General features: G+C 74.0%; 18 protein-coding genes. 5 read left to right on the top strand and 13 right to left on the bottom strand.

The window, feature by feature from the left end; genetic code table 11:
- The first annotated feature begins 32 nt into the window (after nucleotides 1–32).
- Nucleotides 33–680: an SCO3374 family protein gene (locus OG764_RS16480; protein WP_328969171.1), complete on the top strand. Its 648-nt coding sequence runs from the start codon at nucleotides 33–35 to the stop codon at nucleotides 678–680.
- Here OG764_RS16480 and OG764_RS16485 read toward each other — a convergent pair.
- The 10 genes from OG764_RS16485 to OG764_RS16530 form a co-directional block, all read right to left on the bottom strand.
- Entirely contained in the window at nucleotides 659–997 is a 339-nt protein-coding gene (locus OG764_RS16485; RefSeq protein ID WP_328969172.1) for a histone-like nucleoid-structuring protein Lsr2, read from the bottom strand. The genes OG764_RS16480 and OG764_RS16485 overlap by 22 nt on opposite strands.
- 163 nt (nucleotides 998–1,160) lie before the next feature.
- Nucleotides 1,161–1,730 (bottom strand): amino-acid N-acetyltransferase, encoded by a 570-nt coding sequence (locus tag OG764_RS16490; protein ID WP_328969173.1) that lies wholly within the window; start codon nucleotides 1,728–1,730, stop codon nucleotides 1,161–1,163.
- 10 nt (nucleotides 1,731–1,740) lie between these two features.
- Nucleotides 1,741–2,199, bottom strand: a complete 459-nt coding sequence (locus OG764_RS16495) for a BlaI/MecI/CopY family transcriptional regulator (RefSeq protein WP_328969174.1) — start codon at nucleotides 2,197–2,199, stop codon at nucleotides 1,741–1,743.
- Between the two features lie 132 nt (nucleotides 2,200–2,331).
- Nucleotides 2,332–2,511 (bottom strand): hypothetical protein, encoded by a 180-nt coding sequence (locus OG764_RS16500; protein ID WP_328969175.1) that lies wholly within the window; start codon nucleotides 2,509–2,511, stop codon nucleotides 2,332–2,334.
- Between the two features lie 14 nt (nucleotides 2,512–2,525).
- A complete protein-coding gene (locus OG764_RS16505; RefSeq protein ID WP_328969176.1) occupies nucleotides 2,526–3,131 on the bottom strand; it encodes a hypothetical protein in 606 nt (201 codons plus the stop codon).
- A gap of 566 nt (nucleotides 3,132–3,697) precedes the next feature.
- Nucleotides 3,698–4,507 (bottom strand): type III pantothenate kinase, encoded by an 810-nt coding sequence (locus tag OG764_RS16510; protein ID WP_328969177.1) that lies wholly within the window; start codon nucleotides 4,505–4,507, stop codon nucleotides 3,698–3,700.
- Nucleotides 4,507–5,490 carry a carboxylating nicotinate-nucleotide diphosphorylase gene (nadC, locus tag OG764_RS16515; RefSeq protein WP_328969178.1) on the bottom strand — a complete coding sequence of 328 codons (984 nt, stop codon included), beginning with the start codon at nucleotides 5,488–5,490 and terminating at the stop codon, nucleotides 4,507–4,509. The genes OG764_RS16510 and nadC overlap by 1 nt, the downstream gene beginning before the upstream one ends.
- Nucleotides 5,491–5,492: 2 nt before the next feature.
- On the bottom strand, nucleotides 5,493–7,196 hold the full coding sequence (locus OG764_RS16520) for an L-aspartate oxidase (RefSeq protein WP_328969179.1): 1,704 nt from the start codon (nucleotides 7,194–7,196) through the stop codon (nucleotides 5,493–5,495).
- Complete coding sequence (gene panC, locus OG764_RS16525) at nucleotides 7,193–8,185, bottom strand: pantoate--beta-alanine ligase (protein WP_328969180.1); 993 nt, start codon at nucleotides 8,183–8,185, stop codon at nucleotides 7,193–7,195. The genes OG764_RS16520 and panC overlap by 4 nt, the downstream gene beginning before the upstream one ends.
- On the bottom strand, nucleotides 8,182–9,162 hold the full coding sequence (locus OG764_RS16530) for a Rossmann-like and DUF2520 domain-containing protein (RefSeq protein ID WP_443055949.1): 981 nt from the start codon (nucleotides 9,160–9,162) through the stop codon (nucleotides 8,182–8,184). The genes panC and OG764_RS16530 overlap by 4 nt, the downstream gene beginning before the upstream one ends.
- A 43-nt stretch (nucleotides 9,163–9,205) precedes the next feature.
- On the opposite strand from OG764_RS16530, the gene OG764_RS16535 reads away from it, so the two are divergent.
- A complete protein-coding gene (locus tag OG764_RS16535; protein ID WP_328969182.1) occupies nucleotides 9,206–10,471 on the top strand; it encodes a threonine aldolase family protein in 1,266 nt (421 codons plus the stop codon).
- A 329-nt stretch (nucleotides 10,472–10,800) separates the two neighbouring features.
- On the top strand, nucleotides 10,801–12,357 hold the full coding sequence (locus OG764_RS16540) for a M28 family metallopeptidase (RefSeq protein ID WP_328969183.1): 1,557 nt from the start codon (nucleotides 10,801–10,803) through the stop codon (nucleotides 12,355–12,357).
- Nucleotides 12,358–12,465: 108 nt separating this feature from the next.
- On the opposite strand, the gene OG764_RS16545 is transcribed toward OG764_RS16540, so the two are convergent.
- Nucleotides 12,466–13,473, bottom strand: coding sequence for an SAM-dependent methyltransferase (locus OG764_RS16545; protein WP_328969184.1), 1,008 nt, complete (start codon nucleotides 13,471–13,473; stop codon nucleotides 12,466–12,468).
- 107 nt (nucleotides 13,474–13,580) lie between these two features.
- Here OG764_RS16545 and OG764_RS16550 point away from each other — a divergent pair, with 107 nt between their 5' ends.
- Both OG764_RS16550 and OG764_RS16555 read left to right on the top strand, forming a co-directional pair.
- Nucleotides 13,581–14,783: a sensor histidine kinase gene (locus tag OG764_RS16550; RefSeq protein ID WP_328969185.1), complete on the top strand. Its 1,203-nt coding sequence runs from the start codon at nucleotides 13,581–13,583 to the stop codon at nucleotides 14,781–14,783.
- A 3-nt stretch (nucleotides 14,784–14,786) separates the two neighbouring features.
- Nucleotides 14,787–15,467 carry a response regulator transcription factor gene (locus tag OG764_RS16555; protein WP_328969186.1) on the top strand — a complete coding sequence of 227 codons (681 nt, stop codon included), beginning with the start codon at nucleotides 14,787–14,789 and terminating at the stop codon, nucleotides 15,465–15,467.
- A gap of 48 nt (nucleotides 15,468–15,515) precedes the next feature.
- On the opposite strand, the gene OG764_RS16560 is transcribed toward OG764_RS16555, so the two are convergent.
- The gene (locus OG764_RS16560) at nucleotides 15,516–16,841 is read right to left on the bottom strand and encodes a PH domain-containing protein (protein ID WP_328969187.1); all 1,326 of its coding nucleotides are present in this window, start codon (nucleotides 16,839–16,841) and stop codon (nucleotides 15,516–15,518) included.
- Nucleotides 16,838–17,338, bottom strand: coding sequence for a PH domain-containing protein (locus OG764_RS16565; protein WP_328969188.1), 501 nt, complete (start codon nucleotides 17,336–17,338; stop codon nucleotides 16,838–16,840). Before OG764_RS16565 ends, OG764_RS16560 begins: the two co-directional genes overlap by 4 nt.
- Nucleotide 17,339: the final 1 nt, after the last annotated feature.

Here is a 17,339-nt window from a genome sequence, read left to right on the forward strand (position 1 = left end):
TAACTCAAGGGTGATTCGAGAGTTGCTCCGGTATGGCGCTCACCGCCCCGCTTCCGCGGGCCCCGTCCGACCCGTTGGGCGACCCGGTCGCGCACTGGTACGCGCACGTGCTCGGCTGGCCGGTGGCCGGCGGACCGCCGGTCCAGTTGCTCACGGGCGTCTGTTTCGACGTACTGGAGATGCCTTCGGACGCGGGCTTCGCCGTATTGCGCCGCGGGATCGCCACGGGGCCGGTGGCCGTGCTGGGGCGCCGCATGCGGATGCTGGTGGCCGCGGGCGCCGCGGACGAGCTGGCGGGGCTGCTCGACTGGCTGGAGTGGGGCGGGGTCGCCCTGGACCTCACCGCCACGGGCGCCGGCGGCCGGATCACCGCCCCGCTGCCCCCGACGGGGGCGCCGGGCCGCTCACCGGGGGTACCGGGGCGGGCCGGGGAGGTCCGGGAGGGCGCCGGAGACACGGAAGTCCCGGAAACCCGTCAGGGGGCCGCCGTGTGGCTGCGGCCCCCCGAAGCGGGATGTGAGGCAAGGCTGCCGGCGATGACCGCCCTGGGGCGGCCGCCCGGCGCCGGGACCCCCGCGGGGGCTCCCGATCTCGTACGGCTGGTCGGCGCGGCGGCGACGGAGTGCCACCGGGCCCGGCTGCTGCGTACGCGGTCGAATCAGGCCTTGGCCTTCTCGTAGGCCTCGCGGATGTCGGCCGGGACGCGGCCGCGGTCGTTCACGTTGTAACCGTTCGACTTGGCCCACGCGCGGATCTCGGCGGTGTCCGTGTTGCCGCCGGCGGCGACGCGGCCGCCCTTGGTGCGGCCGGCCGCGGCACGGCCACCGGTGCGGCGACCGCTCTTGGCGTACGGCTCCAGCAGGGTGCGGAGCTTGTCCGCGTTGGCGGTGGTGAGGTCGATCTCGTAGGTCTTGCCATCGAGAGCGAACGTCACGGTCTCGTCCGCCTCGCCACCGTCGAGGTCGTCGACAAGAAGGACCTGAACCTTCTGCGCCACCGGATTTCCTTTCATCGAAAATGCAGTACGCGGAAAGGAAACCGCTTTTGCCAGGAAAACACAAACCCCCGGGAGAGGTTCAGGGCCTCACTGGGACGGGAAACGTGCGCGATTCGGACATAGGCCACAGGTGGGAGCGCTGCCGTATTACCGGGGTGATCGATCAGAGGTGCAGAAGCATCCGACTGTTGCCCAAGGTGTTCGGCTTCACTCGTTCGAGACCCAGGAACTCCGCGACACCCTCGTCATAGGAACGCAGCAGCTCGCTGTAGACATCGGTGTCGACCGGGGTCTCACCGATCTCCACGAAACCGTGCTTGGCGAAGAAGTCGACTTCGAAGGTGAGGCAGAATACCCGGCTCACCCCGAGCGCCCGGGCGGTCTCCAGCAACTTGGCGAGGAGTCGGTGTCCCACTCCCGAGCCCTTCAACTCGCGGTCGACGGCGAGAGTGCGGACTTCGGCGAGGTCTTCCCACATCACATGCAGAGCGCCGCAGCCGAGCACCGCCCGGTCATCCTCGCGTTCCGCCACCCAGAACTCCTGGATGTCCTCGTAAAGAGTCACCGGCGCTTTGTCGAGCAGGATCCGCTCGTGTACGTACTGGTCGAGGAGCCGGCGCACCGCGGCCACATCACTGGTGCGTGCCCGGCGGATCGTCACTGCTTTTGCATTCGCACCGGGATTCCGATGCGGAAGCGAATCGTCATGAAGGTGAGGGTGCTCTGCGGCCATGTACCGGACGCTATCGTCCCGAGGGGCCCGGGGTGTCATCGGCATCCGTACCGGGGGAAGCGGGCCCGGCGGCCCCCGCGCGGCCTTCCGCTTCCGGTTCCGCGGGTTCCTGGGGCTGCACGATGCGCACGGCATCGCGGAGCGCTTCGCGCTGTTCCGCCGACATCATGCCGAAGAAGGCGACCAGCGCCGCGGCGGGGTTGTCGCTGGTGGACCAGGCTTCGTTCATCAGTGCGGCCGAGTACGCGGCACGGGTGGAGACCGCGGTATATCGATAGGCGCGGCCTTCCGCTTCCCTCCGCACCCAGCCCTTCTGGTGAAGATTGTCCATAACGGTCATGACCGTGGTGTACGCGATGGACCGTTCCTGCTGGAGGTCTTCCAGCACTTCTCGAACAGTCACCGGGCGGTTCCACTGCCACACCCGGGTCATCACGGCGTCTTCGAGTTCTCCCAAGGGGCGAGGCACAGCAGCACAATAGTGTGAGATGTCCTAAATCGCCCGGCCATTCACCCCAACACACTCCGGAGTCGCGCAACAAAAACGGGCGCACGGTCCCAATAGGGAGCCGTACGCCCGGGGAGTGCTGTGGAGCTCGGATCAGGAAGCGCCGGTATTCGGGGTCTGCCGGGCCGACTCGGCGCGGGCGATCACGGCGTCCACCACCGCGTCCTCCTTGGCCTTGTTGGCGCCGCCCTGGGTCTTCACGATCGTCACGACGAGGGCGATGAAGAACGCGGCCATCACGATGGGGGGCACGAGCGCGGAAACGTAGTCCATGCCCCTCAGCGTAGCTACCCCGCCGCGCGGGCGTCCGGCGGGGGCGCGGGCTTGCGGCGCGGCGGGAACACCTCGCCCGGCGTGGGGATCGGGCGCTCCGGCTTGGCCGGCTTGGGCTGCGCGGGCTCCGGGGCGGCGGGCGGCTGGGGCGGCCGCTCCTCGCCGCCGTCCCGGCCGCCGCGCAGGGCCAGCAGCCGGGACCGGGGCGCCGGGGCGAGGCGGCCGCGCAGGGCGCGCTCGGCGAGCAGGCGGCAGCGGTCGAGGAGGGCGGCGGCGACCGGGTTGCCGCGCAGCGCGCGCAGGGCGGCGAGGTCGTCGGGTACGGGCTGGTAGCCGGCGGCGAGGGCGTCCTGGAGGAGTTCCAGGTAGCCGGTGAGACTGCCGGGCAGGGCGGCCCGGTACCGCCCGAGGTCCGCGAGCAGGAAGGCTCTGAGGCGCCCCGCCTCACAGACCGCCTCGTCGACCGCGTGCGACAGGCGCAGGCAGTCCTGGACCTCCGTGGCCGTGAGGGCCGCCCGGTGGGTGTCGGAGTGGAGAGCGTGGGCGAGGGAACGCCGAAGCACGTGCAGCTCAGCAGCGCTGAACGCCATGCCGCCGCGGGATCCGTAGGGCGTGGGCATGGCCAGAAGATACGCGCTAATCGGACAAAATCCCCTGACCCGGTCACCTCCGGCGCGGCGCCGCCCCCCCTGCAACCCCGCGCCACTCCAGCCCCGTCGGCGCCCTGGGGCACCCCCTGGGGCCTAGCCGGCACCTTGAGGCACCCCCGGGGCACACCCCCAGCCCCGCCGACGCCCGGGCGGCACACCCCGCTGGCGGACACATCCCGCCGGGCGGGCAATTCCCAGCCTCGCCGGCGTTTGAGGCGCGGGGTTCGGGGCGGAGCCCCAAGACAACCCGGCTGACGCCGGGCACCGGGCTCCGCCCGGACCCGCTCCTCAAACGCCGGAGAGGCTGAAAGGTGCGCAGGGGCGCCGGGCCCTGCCCGGACCCGCTCCTCAAGCGCCCGAGGGGCTGAAAGGTGCGCAGGGGCGCCGGGCCCTGCCCGGACCCGCTCCTCAAGCGCCCGAGGGGCTGAAAGGTGCGCAGGGGCGCCGGGCCCTGCCCGGACCCGCTCCTCGAGCGCCCGAGGGGCTGGAGGGTGCGCGGGGTTGCCGGGCTCCGCCCGGGGAGGGGGCGGCGGGCGTCAGGAGAAGGCCGGGGCGTTTCGCTCGTAGACCAGGCGGAGGCCGATCAGGGTGAGCCACGGCTCGTGGTCGTCGATGACGGTGGTCTCCCCCAGGACGATGGGCGCCAGCCCACCGGTGGCGATGACCCGCACGTCGGACGGGTCCCCGTCCGGACCGGCCAGCTCGCGCCGCATCCGCGTGACGACCCCGTCGACCGCGCCCGCGAACCCGTACACGATGCCCGACTGCATCGCCTCGACCGTGTTCTTGCCGATCACGTTCCGCGGCCGGGCCAGTTCGATCTTGCGGAGCTGGGCGCCGCGGGCGCCGAGGGCCTCGACGGAGATCTCGATGCCCGGGGCGATCGCCCCGCCCACGTACTCGCCGCGCACGGACACCGCGTCGAAGGTGGTGGCGGTGCCGAAGCCGACGACGATCGCGGGGCCGCCGTACAGCTCGACCGCGGCGATCGTGTTGACGATGCGGTCGGCTCCGATCTCCTTCGGGTTGTCGGTCAGCACCGGCAGGCCGGTCTTGACGCCCGGCTCGACCAGCACCGCGGGCACGTCGCCGTAGTAGCGGCGGGTGACCTCGCGCAGCTCGTGCAGGACGGAGGGGACCGCCGAGGAGATCGCGATGCCGTGGATCCCGGCGCCGAGCCGCTCGCCCAGCATCGGGTGCATGCCCATCAGTCCCTGCATGAGCACGGCCAGCTCGTCGGCGGTGCGCCGCGGGTCGGTGGAGATCCGCCAGTGGTCGACGAGCTCCTCTCCGTCGAACAGGCCGAGCACCGTCTGGGAGTTGCCCACGTCGATGGTCAGCAGCATCAGCGTGCCGCCTCGCGCAGGTCGAGTCCGATGTCGAGGATCGGCGAGGAGTGCGTGAGCGCGCCGACGGCCAGGTAGTCGACGCCGGTCTCGGCGTAGGCGCGGGCGTTCTCCAGGGTGAGGCGGCCCGAGGACTCCAGGACCGCGCGGCCCTGGTTGTGGCCGCGGTTGAGGCTCACGGCCTCCTCGGTCTCCGGCACGGTGAAGTTGTCGAGGAGGATCAGGTCGGCGCCGGCGTCCATGACCTCGCGGGCCTGGTGCAGGGTGTCGACCTCGACCTCGACGGGGACGTCGGGGAACTGCTCGCGGACCGCCTTGAAGGCCTGCGCCACGCCGCCCGCCGCGACCACGTGGTTGTCCTTCACCAGGGCCGCGTCGGACAGCGACATGCGGTGGTTGACGCCGCCGCCGCAGCGGACCGCGTACTTCTCCAGGGCGCGCAGGCCGGGGGTGGTCTTGCGGGTGTCCCGGACCCGGGCCGCCGTGCCCTCCAGGGCGTCCGCCCAGGCGCGGGTGGCGGTCGCGATGCCGGACAGCCGGCACAGGATGTTCAGCGCGCTGCGCTCGCCGGTGAGCAGGTCGCGGGTGCGGGCGGTGACGGACAGCAGGACCTGGCCGGCCTCGACCCGGTCGCCGTCCTCCGCGTGCCGCTCGACCTCGAACTCGTCGGTGCAGACGACCGACAGGACCGCCTCGGCGATCCGCAGGCCCGCCACCGTGCCCGCCTCGCGGGCGGTGAAGTCGGCGGTGGCGACGGCCTCTTCGGGGACGGTGGCCTCGGTGGTCACATCGACGCCGCCGTCGAGGTCCTCGGAGAGCGCCATGTGCGCGACGTCCTCGACCTCGATCGGGTCGAGGCCGGCGTCGGCGAGCAGCTGGGCGAGGGCCGGGTCCAGGCCGGACTCGGCGGGCTCGCAGGCGCAGTCGTCGCCGCAGCCGCCGGCCGAGTCGTCGGATACGAGGGGAAGTTCGGGGGTGCTCACGGTCACTGCTCCTGGATCGGGGGGTGGCGTACGGACGGGAAGTCCGCGGAGTCGGTCGTGGTGACGACCAGGGCGCGCCTCTCGGTCTCGGACACGCGGACGACGAGGTGGCGGTGCCAGTTCTCGTCGTCCCGGTCCGGGTGGTCCTCGCGCCAGTGGCAGCCGCGGGTCTCGGCCCGGCGGCGGGCGGCCGCGACCAGGACCCGGGCCACGCACAGCAGGTTGGTCGACTCCCAGCTGTCGGTGCCGGGTTCGGCGGTCTTGCCGTGGGTCTCCAGTTCGGTCAGGGCCGCGCCGTAGAGGGCTTCGAGGGCGTCCGCGGCCTGCTCCAGGGAGGCGGCGGAGCGCAGGACGCCCGCGCCTTCGGTCATGATCCGCTGGATGTCCAGGCGGGTTTCGCCGCTCAGCAGCGGGCCGGTGGACGGCACCGGTATGCCGGGGCCGGTCCGGGGGGCGGACGAGGCCGCGATGTCGGCGGCGATCCGCTCCGCGAAGACCAGGCCTTCGAGGAGGGAGTTGGAGGCGAGCCGGTTGGCGCCGTGGACGCCGGTGCAGGCGACCTCGCCGCACGCGTACAGGCCGGGGACGGTGGTGCGGCCGTCGAGGTCGGTGCGGACGCCGCCGCTGGCGTAGTGCGCGGCGGGGGCGACCGGGATGGGCTCGGTGACGGGGTCGATGCCGTGGGCGCGGCAGGCGGCGAGGATGGTGGGGAAGCGCTGTTCCCACATCTGCGCGCCGAAGTGCCGGGCGTCCAGGTACATGTGGTGGGCGCCTTGTTCCTGCATGCGGCGCATGATGGCCTTGGCGACGATGTCGCGGGGGGCGAGTTCGGCGAGTTCGTGCTGTCCGGCCATGAAGCGGACCCCGCCGGCGTCGACGAGGTGGGCGCCTTCGCCGCGCACCGCCTCGGAGACCAGGGGCTGCTGGCCCTCGGCGTCCGGGCCGAGGAACAGGACGGTCGGGTGGAACTGGACGAACTCCAGGTCGGAGATCTCGGCGCCGGCCCGCAGGGCGAGCGCGACGCCGTCGCCGGTGGACACGGCCGGGTTGGTGGTCGCGGAGAACACCTGGCCCATGCCGCCGGTGGCGAGGATGACGGCGGGCGCGTGCACGGCGCCGACGCCGTCGTGCTGGCCCTCGCCCATGACGTGCAGGGTGACGCCCGCGGTGCGGCCGTCGGCGTCCTGGAGCAGGTCGAGGACCAGGGCGTTCTCTACGGTCTCGATGCCGGCGTCGTGGACGGCGGCGACCAGGGCGCGGGAGATCTCGGCGCCGGTGGCGTCGCCGCCCGCGTGGGCGATCCGGCGGCGGTGGTGGCCGCCTTCGCGGGTCAGTTCGATCTCACCGGTGGCGTCGGAGGTGTCGAAGACGGCGCCGGTGTCGATCAACCGCCGTACGGCGTCGGGCCCTTCGGTCACGAGCAGGCGTACGGCGGCCTCGTCGCACAGGCCGGCGCCGGCGACGAGGGTGTCGTCGAGGTGCTGCTCGGGGGTGTCGCCCTCGCCGAGCGCCGCGGCGATGCCGCCCTGCGCCCAGCGGGTGGAGCCGTCGTCGAGGCGGGCCTTGGTGACGACGACCGTACGGCGGCCCGCGGCGGCGCAGCGCAGTGCGGCGGTCAGGCCCGCGACACCGGAGCCGACGACCACGACGTCGGCCTCGATCGCCCAGCCGGGGGCGGGGGCGTGCAGTCGTATGCCAGTGCTCACGGGTGTGCTCCGAACTCCACGGGGATGTTGTCGATGAGCCGGGTCGTGCCGACCTTGGCGGCGACGGCGAGGACCGCCTCGCCCGCGAAGGTGTCGGGGACCTCGGTGAAGTCGGCGGGGTCGACGAGCGCCAGGTAGTCGAGGAGCAGCGGCGGTTCGGCGTGCGCGGCGTCGTCGAGTACGGCGCGGGCGGCGGCCCGTACGGCGGAGGGCAGGCCGGTTCCGGCGGCGGAGACGGCGTGCGCGTCGGCGGAGGCGCGGGCCTCGCCGAGCCGGGCCAGGGCCGTGGCGCGTTCGTCGCTGGCGGGGGCGGCTTCGGCGCGGGCGCGCAGGGCGGCCTGGGCGGCGAGCCGGTCGCGGCCGGCGAACAGGGCCCGGGAGAGGGCGAGTGCGGTGCGGCGCTCGGGCGCGGAGAGGTAGCGGTTGCGGCTGGAGAGGGCCAGGCCGTCGTCCTCGCGGACGGTGGGCACGCCGGTGATCTCGACGGGGAAGTTGAGGTCGGCGGCCATCCGCCGGATGAGGGCGAGCTGCTGGGCGTCCTTCTGGCCGAAGAGCGCGGTGTCGGGGCGGGTGAGGTTGAGGAGCTTGGCGACGACGGTGAGCATGCCGTCGAAGTGGCCGGGGCGGGTGGCGCCCTCCAGCCGGGTGCCCATGGGGCCGGCGGTGATCCGGACCTGGGGTTCGCCGCCGGGGTAGACCTCGTCGACGGCGGGCGCGAACACGACGTCGGCGCCGGCCGCCTCGGCGAGCTTGACGTCGGCTTCGAGGGTGCGGGGGTAGCGGTCGAGGTCCTCGCCGGCGCCGAACTGGAGCGGGTTGACGAAGACGGTGACGACGACCTGGCCGCCGGGTCCGGCGACGGCGCGCGCGGTGCGGACCAGGGTGGCGTGGCCCTCGTGGAGGGCGCCCATGGTCATCACGACGGCGCGGCGGCCGGTGCGCGGCAGGGCGTGCAGGTCGTCGGCGGTGTGCAGGAGGGCGCAGGTCACCGCTCGCCTCCCTCGGAGAGGACGCCGAGGAGGTCTTCGGCGAGTTCGGGCTTGAGGAGGCCGTGGGCGAGGGCGCGGTCGGCGGTGCTGCGGGCCATGGCGAGGTAGCCGGCGACGGTCTGCGGGGCGTGCTTGCGCAGCTCGGCGACGTGCGCGGCGACGGTGCCGGCGTCGCCGCGGGCGACCGGGCCGGTGAGGGCGGCGTCGCCGGAGCGCAGGGCGTTGTCGAGGGCGGCGCCGAGGAGCGGGCCGAGCATCCGGTCGGGGTGTTCGACGCCGGCGGTGCGCAGCAGCTCCATCGACTGGGCGACCAGGGTGACCAGGTGGTTCGCGCCGAGGGCGAGGGCCGCGTGGTAGAGCGGGCGGGCCTCTTCGGCGATCCACTCGGGCTCGCCGCCCATCTCGATGACGAGGGCTTCGGCGGCGAGGCGGAGTTCCTCGGGGGCGGTTACCCCGAACGAGCAGCCCGCGAGGCGCTGGACGTCCACGGCGGTGCCGGTGAAGGTCATGGCGGGGTGCAGGGCGAGCGGCAGGGCGCCGGCCCGGCGGGCGGGGTCGAGGACGGCGGTGCCGTAGCGGCCGGAGGTGTGGACGAGCAGCTGGCCGGGGCGTACGGCGCCGGTGTCGGCGAGCCCTTCGACGAGCCCGGGGAGGGTGTCGTCGGGCACGGTCAGGAGCACCAGGTCGGCGCGTTCCAGGACCTGCGCGGGCGGTACGAGGGGCACGTCGGGCAGCAGGTCGGCGGCGCGCCGGCGGCTGGCGTCGGAGACCGCGGAGACGGCTACGGGGTGGTGTCCGGCGAGCTGCAGGGCGGCGGCGAGGGCCGGGCCGACGCGGCCTGCGCCGACGACTCCCACCGTGAGCCGTGCGGGGCGGGGCTGCGCTGCCGGGAGCGGTGATGCGTTCACGCGGGAAGGGCCTTCCGTTCCAGTCCGCGGGGGGTACCGGACGTTACGTCGCCATGCTAGCCGTTGCATTTGCCGTGGCCAGGCGGGCCGGTCCCGGGCCATGATCAGCCGTATGACGGACGAGACGCGGGCGCCCGAGCCGGACTCAGGGCAGGGCGCAGGCCGGGACGACGAGCGGGCCGGTGGGCGGGCCGATGAGCGGGACCCCCGACAGGACCCAGAGCTGGATTCCGAGCTGGATTCCGAGCAGGCCGAGCGGGACCGGGAGCGGCGGCGGCTGGCCGCGTGGCGGGGGGCCGGGCGGAAACTGACCCGGGGGGCGGCCGACCCGACGCTGCGCGAGCACCTGGCGTGGCTGGCGGAGCACGCGGAAGCGGTGTACGACCTGGACGGACCGGCGGACATCTACGGCAACGGGGTCGTGGCGGAGCTGGAGCGCCGGGTCGCGGACCTGCTGGGCACGGCCGACGCGGCGTTCTTCCCGTCCGGGACGATGGCCCAGCAGGTGGCGCTGCGCTGCTGGGCGGGCCGGACCGGTAACCCGGTGGTGGCCCTGCACCCGCAGGCCCACCCGGAGGTCCATGAGGGCGACGCGCTCCAGGTTGTCAGCGGCCTGCGGGTGGTGCACACCACGGCGGAGCGGCGCCAGCCGACCGCGGCGGAGGTGGCGGCGCTGCCCGAGCCGTTCGGGACGCTGATGCTGGAGCTGCCGCTGCGCGAACCCGGGTTCCTGCTGCCGTCGTGGGAGGAGCTGACGGAGCTGGTGGCCGCGGCCCGGGAGCGGGACGCGGTGGTCCACTTCGACGGGGCGCGGCTGTGGGAGACCACGGCGCACTTCGGCCGGCCGCTGGCGGAGATCGCCGGGCTCGCGGACAGCGTGTACGTGTCGTTCTACAAGTCGCTCGGCGGTCATTCGGGGGCGGCGCTGGCGGGTCCCGCCGAGCTGGTCGCGGAGGCGCGGGTGTGGCGGCACCGGTACGGCGGTCAGGTGTTCCGGCAGTTCCCGGCGGCGCTGTCCGCGCTGATCGGCCTGGAGCGGGAGCTTCCGCTGCTGCCGTCGTACGTGGCGCACGCCCGGGTGGTGGCGCAGGGGCTGCGCGAGGGGTTCGAGGCGGCCGGCGTGCCGTGGTTCCGGGTGCATCCGGAAGCCCCGCACACCCACCAGTTCCAGGTGTGGCTGCCGTACCCGGCGGACGCGCTGACGGAGGCGGGCGTACGGCAGGCGGAGGAGGACGGGGTCGCGCTGTTCCGGCGCTGGTTCGAGGACGGCCCGCCGGGAGTGGCGGTCACCGAGGTGACGGTGACGGCGGAGGCCCTGGAGTGGACGGCGGCGGACGTCCGCGAGGCGGTACGGGGTTTCGTGGGGCGGGTGGTGTGAGGGCGCGCGGGCGTGGCGCCCGGGGGGCGGGGGCGGTGCCCGGGGGCCGGGGGTGGTGCCCGGGGGCCGGGATGGTGTCCGAAGCCCCGCGGTGGCGGTGTCCGGGAGCCGTACTGCGGCGGCTTCCGGGTCCGTCGGTCTCGTGAACGCCAGGGCCGGATGGCCCACGGTCGGCGCGCGGCGTCGTATCGACGTACCGATATATGGAATTCATAAACCGGAATCAGTGAAAACTCTGGCCAGAGTGGCGACTTGGTGTCTAACGTGCGTGCACCACCGACCACCCCGCGTTCAGAGCGCGCGCTCCTGCCTGCCGTGAAAGGACCTCCATGCCCTCACGCCGTATAGCCGCAGCCACCGCCACCCTCGCTGCTGCGGCCCTTGTGTCGCCGCTTCTCCTCGCGGGCCCCGCCGGGGCCACCAGCCCGGCGAGCGACGCCGCACGCGGCAACGCACTGGCCCGCAAGCTGGTCAAGGACGCCACCGCCAAGAACGCCTTCAAGCACCTGAAGGTGTTCCAGTCCCTGGCGGACTACAACAACGGCACGCGCGTCGCCGGTTCCAAGGGGCACGAGCAGTCCGCCAAGTACATAGAGGCCGTGCTGAAGGCGGCCGGCTACAAGCTTTCCCGTCACGAGTTCGAATTCGTGTACACGGAGACGCTCGCGGAAACCCTGCACGTGAACTCGCCCGTCGAGCGGGACGTCCCGATCAAGCTGATGACGTACACGGCCAACGGGCCGCAGGACGGCGTGACGGCCGACGTCGCGGTGGCCCCGGTGGACGCGGACGGCACCAACGGCTGCGAGCCCGGCGACTTCGCCGCGGGCGCCTTCACCGGCAAGATCGCCCTGGTCAAGCGCGGCGGCTGCACCTTCGCCGTCAAGCAGACCAACGCGTACGCCGCGGGCGCGGTCGGCGCGGTCATCTACAACAACACGGCGGGCGCCCTGAACGGCACCCTCGGCGACCCGACCGTGGGCCGGATCCCGACCGGCGGCCTCACCCAGGCCGACGGCGAGGCGCTGGCCGCGGAGGTCGCGAAGGGCCCGGTCCAGGTCACCCTCGACATCCGCGAGCTGCGCGAGAACCGCAAGACCTTCAACGTCATCGCCGAGACCCCGGGCGGCGACGCGGCGAACACCGTGTTCCTCGGCGCGCACCTCGACTCGGTGGCGGCCGGCCCCGGCATCAACGACAACGGCTCGGGCTCGGCGGGCATCCTGCAGACCGCCCTCGAACTGGCCAAGTCGAAGGAGAAGGTCAAGAACAAGGTCAAGTTCGCCTGGTGGTCGGCGGAGGAGTTCGGCCTGCTCGGCTCCGAGGCGTACGTGGCCTCGCTGACCGAGGCCCAGAAGAAGCAGATCAAGCTGTACCTGAACTTCGACATGATCGCCTCGCCGAACGCCGCGTACTTCGCCTACGACGGCGACGACTCGGACGGCGTGGGCGCGGGCCCCGGCCCCGAGGGTTCGGCGCAGATCGAGAAGGGCATCACGGACTTCCTCGACTCGAAGAGCATCCCGCACGAGGGCACCGACTTCTCCGGCCGCTCCGACTACGGCCCGTTCATCGAGGCCGGCATCCCGGCCGGCGGCACCTTCACCGGCGCCGAGGGCATCAAGACGGCCGCCCAGGCCGCGAAGTTCGGCGGTACGGCCGGGGTCGCGTACGACGTGAACTACCACGGCAAGGGCGACGACATCACCAACATCGACATGAAGGCCTTCGACATCAACATCGATGTCATCGCCGACGCGGTGGGCCACTACGCCTTCGACCTGGCGCCGCTGTCGCGGCCGGTCGTCTCGCAGCCGACCGGTGGCGGCGACGGCAGCGGCGGCGGCCTGCACGAGGGCCACGGCCACGACGGCGTGACCGAGTAACCACGGCAGACCGGCCGGCCCCGGTGTACGGGGGCGGCCGGCAGCCGGTTCCACGGCCGGGGGCCGGGGCGCACGGGCGCCCCGGCCCCCGTACTCACGTCAGCCCGCTCACAGCAGGGGGTCGATCCCCTTCGCCTCCACCAGCCAGCCGAAGTCGCCGAGCCCGCCGCGCGCGGTCAGCTCGGCCGCCTCGCCGGCCCCCGCCAGCGCCCGCACGTAGCCCGCCGGATCGGTGGAGGCGAGCGAGAGCGGCGGCCGGGCCCCCGAGACCCCGAGCGCGGCCAGCGCCTCCCGCTGGGTGCGCAGCACCGCCCCCGGTCCGCCACACGCGTCCAGGGCGACGTGCGCGGTCACGTCGCAGCCGCCGTCCGGCACCGGGCGCACCTCGCGGCCGTCCCGGAACCCGGCGAGGGTCCCGTACGGCGGCCGGTCGGCGCGGGTGTGGCAGTAGTCCACGGCGACCGCGAGCCCGCGCGCCACGGTGGCCGCGGCCGCCGCCCACGCCTCGTCGCGGGCCCGGCCGATCTCGGCCCGGCCGCCGCCGGGAAGCCCGCCGCCCGGCCACCAGCGCTCCAGCCAGGCCCGGTCCGCGGCGTCGAGCGGGCCGCCCGGGTGTTCCGTACCGTCCCGGTCCACGGTCACGTACCGGCCGTCCTCGGCGATGTCGAGGGGGACGTTGTCGAGCCATTCGTTGGCGAAGAGCAGCCCGCGCACCCCGGCGGGCGGTTCGGCGCGCCACTCGATCCGGGGGTCCAGGCCGGCCGGGCGCGGCGCCCGCTCCACGGCGTACGGGCGGACCCGCGCGGCGGTGTCCGGGGGCAGCGCGGCCAGCACCCCGGACACCAGCTCGCCGCGGCCGGCCGCCATGTCGACCAGGTCGAGGACGGCGGGCCGGCCCAGGGCCTCGTCGACGCGCTCCAGCAGGCGGGCCACCGCGCCCGCGAACAGCGGGGAGGCGTGCACGGAGGTGCGGAAGTGGCCGGCCGGTCCGGGGCCGCCGGGGCGCACGTAGAAGCCGTCCGGGCCGTAGAGGGCCGCCTCCATGGCCGGACGCCAGCGCAGCGGGCCCGGCAGGGCCCGCGGGGCGGCCGGTCCTTCTTCACGGTGAGTCCTCATCCCGCACAGGTTAGGTTCACCCTCCACCTTGGGGAGTACATGCCCCCGGCATGGATCGCCCCTCCGGTTGACTCGGGCACCCGGTGTCCTTCCCTACTCTGGGTTACGTGCAACGGCTCTATGACTTCCTCCGCAGACACCCGACGGGCGTCGACAGCTTCTGGGCTGTGATGCTCTTCGGCGTGGCCGCGCTGGAGCTGGCCGAGGCGTACCCGTCCGGGCGGGATCGGGCCCTGTCGCTGCCCGCGGTGATCGCGCTGTGCGTGGTCGTGGCCCTGCGCCGCAGGACCCCGCGGAAGATGCTGTGGCTGACCATCGGCACCGGCCTCTACCAGCTGGCCGCGGGCGCGCAGCCCGGGCTGGCGAACCTCGCGATGCTGGCCATCCTCTACACCGTGGCCGCGAGCGACGTGGCGCGCTGGGTGTCCCGTACGGCACTGGCCTGGGGGCTGGTCGCGGCGCCACTGGCGGGGGTGCGCTGGCACTTCGACAAGGGCGACCCCAAGCAGACCGCGATGTTCGCGTTCTTCCTGACGGTGCCGTTCGCGCTGGCCTGGGTGCTCGGCGACTCGGTGCGCACCCGGCGGGCGTACTACGCGCAACTGGTCGAGCGCAACGAACGGCTGGAGAAGGAGCGCGAGGCGCAGGGCCGGGCGGCGGTGGCCGCCGAGCGGGCCCGGATCGCCCGCGAGCTGCACGACGTCGTCGCGCACAACGTGTCGGTGATGGTCGTGCAGGCGGACGGCGCCGCGTACGTCATGGACGCGGCGCCCGAGCAGGCCAAGGAGGCCCTCCAGACGATCTCCGGGACCGGCCGGCAGGCGCTCGCCGAGATGCGCCGGCTGCTGGGCATCCTGCGGACGGGCGAGCCGCAGGAGTCCGAGGACTACGTGCCGCAGCCGGACGTGGAGCAGATCGAGGTCCTGGTCGAGCAGGTCCGCACGGCCGGCCTGCACGTCGACTTCCAGGTCGAGGGCAGTCCCCGGCAACTGCCGAGCGGCGTCGAGCTGACGGCGTACCGGATCGTGCAGGAGGCGCTGACCAACACGCGCAAGCACGGGGGCCCCGAGGCCAGCGCGAGCGTCCGGCTGGTCTACTTCGACGACGGGCTGGGCCTGCTGGTCGAGGACGACGGGCGGGGCGCGGCACACGAGTTGTACGAGGACGGCGGCGCAGACGGCGCCGGGCACGGGCTGATCGGCATGCGGGAGCGGGTGGGCATGGTGGGCGGCACGCTGGACGCGGGGCCGCGGCCCGGCGGCGGCTTCCGGATCAGTGCGCTGCTGCCCCTGAAGGGAAAGGGATCTTAAGAGATGTCCATCCGCGTGATGCTGGTCGACGACCAGATGCTGCTCCGGACCGGCTTCCGGATGGTGCTGGCCGCACAGCCGGACATGGAGGTGGTCGCCGAGGCCGGTGACGGCCTTGAGGCACTGGAGGTGCTGCGGGCGACGACCGTGGACGTGGTCCTGATGGACGTCCGCATGCCCAGGCTCGACGGGGTCGAGGCCACCCGGCGGATCTGTGCGCCGGAGAACCACCCCAAGGTGATCATCCTGACCACCTTCGACCTCGACGAGTACGCGTTCTCGGGACTGAAGGCGGGTGCGAGCGGCTTCATGCTGAAGGACGTGCCGCCGTCCGAGCTGCTGGCGGCGATCCGCTCGGTGCACAGCGGGGACGCGGTGGTCGCGCCGTCGACCACGCGCCGCCTGCTGGACCGGTTCGCGCCGATGCTGCCGACGACGACGCAGGAGCCGCAGCACAAGGAGCTGGAGCGGCTGACCGACCGCGAGCGCGAGGTCATGCTGCTGGTCGCGCAGGGCCTGTCGAACGGCGAGATCGCGGCCCGCCTGGTGCTGTCCGAGGCGACGGTCAAGACCCACGTGGGCCGCATCCTCACCAAGCTGGGCCTGCGCGACCGCGTCCAGGTCGTCGTCCTCGCCTACGAGACGGGCCTGGTGCGCGCCGGCGGGGGCGGCGGAGCGGCGTAACCCCCGGCGGCCCCGGGCCCGGGCCGGGCCCGGGGCCCGCTGCGGGCCTCAGGTCATCCAGCGGTCGGGGCGGGCGTCGGCGCGGCCGGTGCGGGAGCGGTCGGCCTGCGCCCACAGCAGGGCGGACGCCTCGGCGGCGGGCCGCAGCCGGGCCGTGACGGTGCCGTTCGCGCCGGTGTCCACGCGGACGTCCGCGACGCCCCGGGCCCGCTCCCACGGGCCCTGGCTCAGCCGTACGCTCTGCACCTTCGCGTGCGGCACCACCTCGGTACGCCGGCACAGCCGGCCGTGTCGGGCGGCGAACACCTCGTCCGAGACGGCCAGCCCGTACCCCTTCCACCAGACCGGCACCACCCACCGGGAGCCCCGCCGCGGCGCGGGCGCGAAGTCGAGCGCGGCCAGGTCCACCCCGGGCAGCACCCGGGCGATCACCGCGGCCGCCTCCGCCCGCGCGGCGACCGGCACCAGGACCTCGTTCGAGGACCCGGCCACCGCCAGCTCCACCCGGACCCAGCCGCGCCGCCGCCACAGCAGCGGCTCCACGATCCGTACGGTCTGCACCCGGCCCGGCGGCACGGTCTCGTGCGCCCGGTCCAGCAGGCCGTGGTCGAGCCGCAGCCCGTCCGGGGACTCGGCGACGGTCCAGTCGTACTCGGACAGGAACCGCCCGGCGCTGGCCGACCACGCGCCGCCCAGGACCGGCACCAGGACCGCGAGGGCCACCCACACGCTGTCGCTGAGCCACCACACCACCACCGGCGCCAGCACCCCGGCGGCCAGGGCCGCCCACACCCCCGCGGTCAGCAGCATCGACACCACCAGGCGGCGCGGCCCGACCCGCAGCAGCTCGTGCACCGGCGCCTCCCCGACGGCCGCCGCCTCCTCCGGGGCGAAGCCGGCCGCGCGGGCCAGCAGCTCGGCGCGCAGCGAGCGGGCGTCCCGCTCGGCGAGGTAGGCCAGCTCGTCCTTGTCCTCGGTGCCGATCACGTCGAGCTTGAGCTTGGCGACCCCGGCCACCCGGGCCAGCAGCGGCTGCGTGACGTCGACGGCCTGCAGCCGGTCCAGCCGGATGTGCGCGGTCCGCCGGAACAGCAGCCCGGTCCGGATCCGCAGCTCGGTCGCGGTCACCGAGTAGTAGGTGAACCACCAGGTCAGGAAGCCGTACAGGCCGGCCGCCAGCAGGACCGCGGCGACGATCGCCGTGCCCAGGCCGGTGGACAGGCCGTGGGACCACTCGCGGGCCCGCTCCGGCTGCTGGAAGACGAGGCCGGCGAGCAGCGCCACCGGCGCCCAGGCCCGCCGGAACGGCGTCACCGGATGCAGCCGCCGCTCCCCGTCCCGCACCCGCCCGGCTTCCCGCACCCGCCCGGTCACAGTCCCGCCGACCTTGCCTGGCCGAGCTCGGTCAGCCGGTCGCGCAGCCGCTCGGCCTCGGCGGGCAGCAGGCCCGGGATGCGGGCGTCGGTGGCCGCCGCGGCCGTGTGCAGTTGTACGGAGGCCAGCCCGAAGCGGCGTTCCAGCGGCCCCGAGGTGACCTCGACCAGCTGCATCCGCCCGTACGGGACCACCGTCTCCTCGCGCCACAGCACCCCGCGCGAGATCAGCAGGTCGTCGGCGCGCTCCGCGTACCGCCAGGACCGCCAGTTGCGGCCGAGCAGCACCCACCCCCAGCCGAGCAGGCCCAGCGGCAGCGCCGCGAAGGCCGCCCAGGCGGGGCCGGCGAACACCCACAGCAGCACCCCGGCCGCCACCGCGGCCGCCCCCAGCCAGAGCGCCAGCAGCAGCCTGCGCAGTGACAGCAGGCCGCCCGGCAGCCCCGTCCACCGCGGCTCGGTCCGCCCGCCGTGCCCGTCAGTCGTCCCCGTATCCATT

The organism is Streptomyces sp. NBC_00239, from assembly GCF_036194065.1.
Taxonomy (GTDB): Bacteria; Actinomycetota; Actinomycetes; order Streptomycetales; family Streptomycetaceae; genus Streptomyces.

Coding starts and splice junctions, on each gene's coding strand:
- OG764_RS16480 (WP_328969171.1), top strand. CDS start 33: ATGGCGCTCACCGCCCCGCTTCCGCGGGCCCCGTCCGACCCGTTGGGC.
- OG764_RS16490 (WP_328969173.1), bottom strand. CDS start 1,730: ATGGCCGCAGAGCACCCTCACCTTCATGACGATTCGCTTCCGCATCGG.
- OG764_RS16500 (WP_328969175.1), bottom strand. CDS start 2,511: ATGGACTACGTTTCCGCGCTCGTGCCCCCCATCGTGATGGCCGCGTTC.
- OG764_RS16505 (WP_328969176.1), bottom strand. CDS start 3,131: ATGCCCACGCCCTACGGATCCCGCGGCGGCATGGCGTTCAGCGCTGCT.
- OG764_RS16510 (WP_328969177.1), bottom strand. CDS start 4,507: ATGCTGCTGACCATCGACGTGGGCAACTCCCAGACGGTGCTCGGCCTG.
- OG764_RS16530 (WP_443055949.1), bottom strand. CDS start 9,162: ATGCAACGGCTAGCATGGCGACGTAACGTCCGGTACCCCCCGCGGACT.
- OG764_RS16535 (WP_328969182.1), top strand. CDS start 9,206: ATGACGGACGAGACGCGGGCGCCCGAGCCGGACTCAGGGCAGGGCGCA.
- OG764_RS16540 (WP_328969183.1), top strand. CDS start 10,801: ATGCCCTCACGCCGTATAGCCGCAGCCACCGCCACCCTCGCTGCTGCG.
- OG764_RS16545 (WP_328969184.1), bottom strand. CDS start 13,473: ATGAGGACTCACCGTGAAGAAGGACCGGCCGCCCCGCGGGCCCTGCCG.
- OG764_RS16555 (WP_328969186.1), top strand. CDS start 14,787: ATGTCCATCCGCGTGATGCTGGTCGACGACCAGATGCTGCTCCGGACC.
- OG764_RS16565 (WP_328969188.1), bottom strand. CDS start 17,338: ATGGATACGGGGACGACTGACGGGCACGGCGGGCGGACCGAGCCGCGG.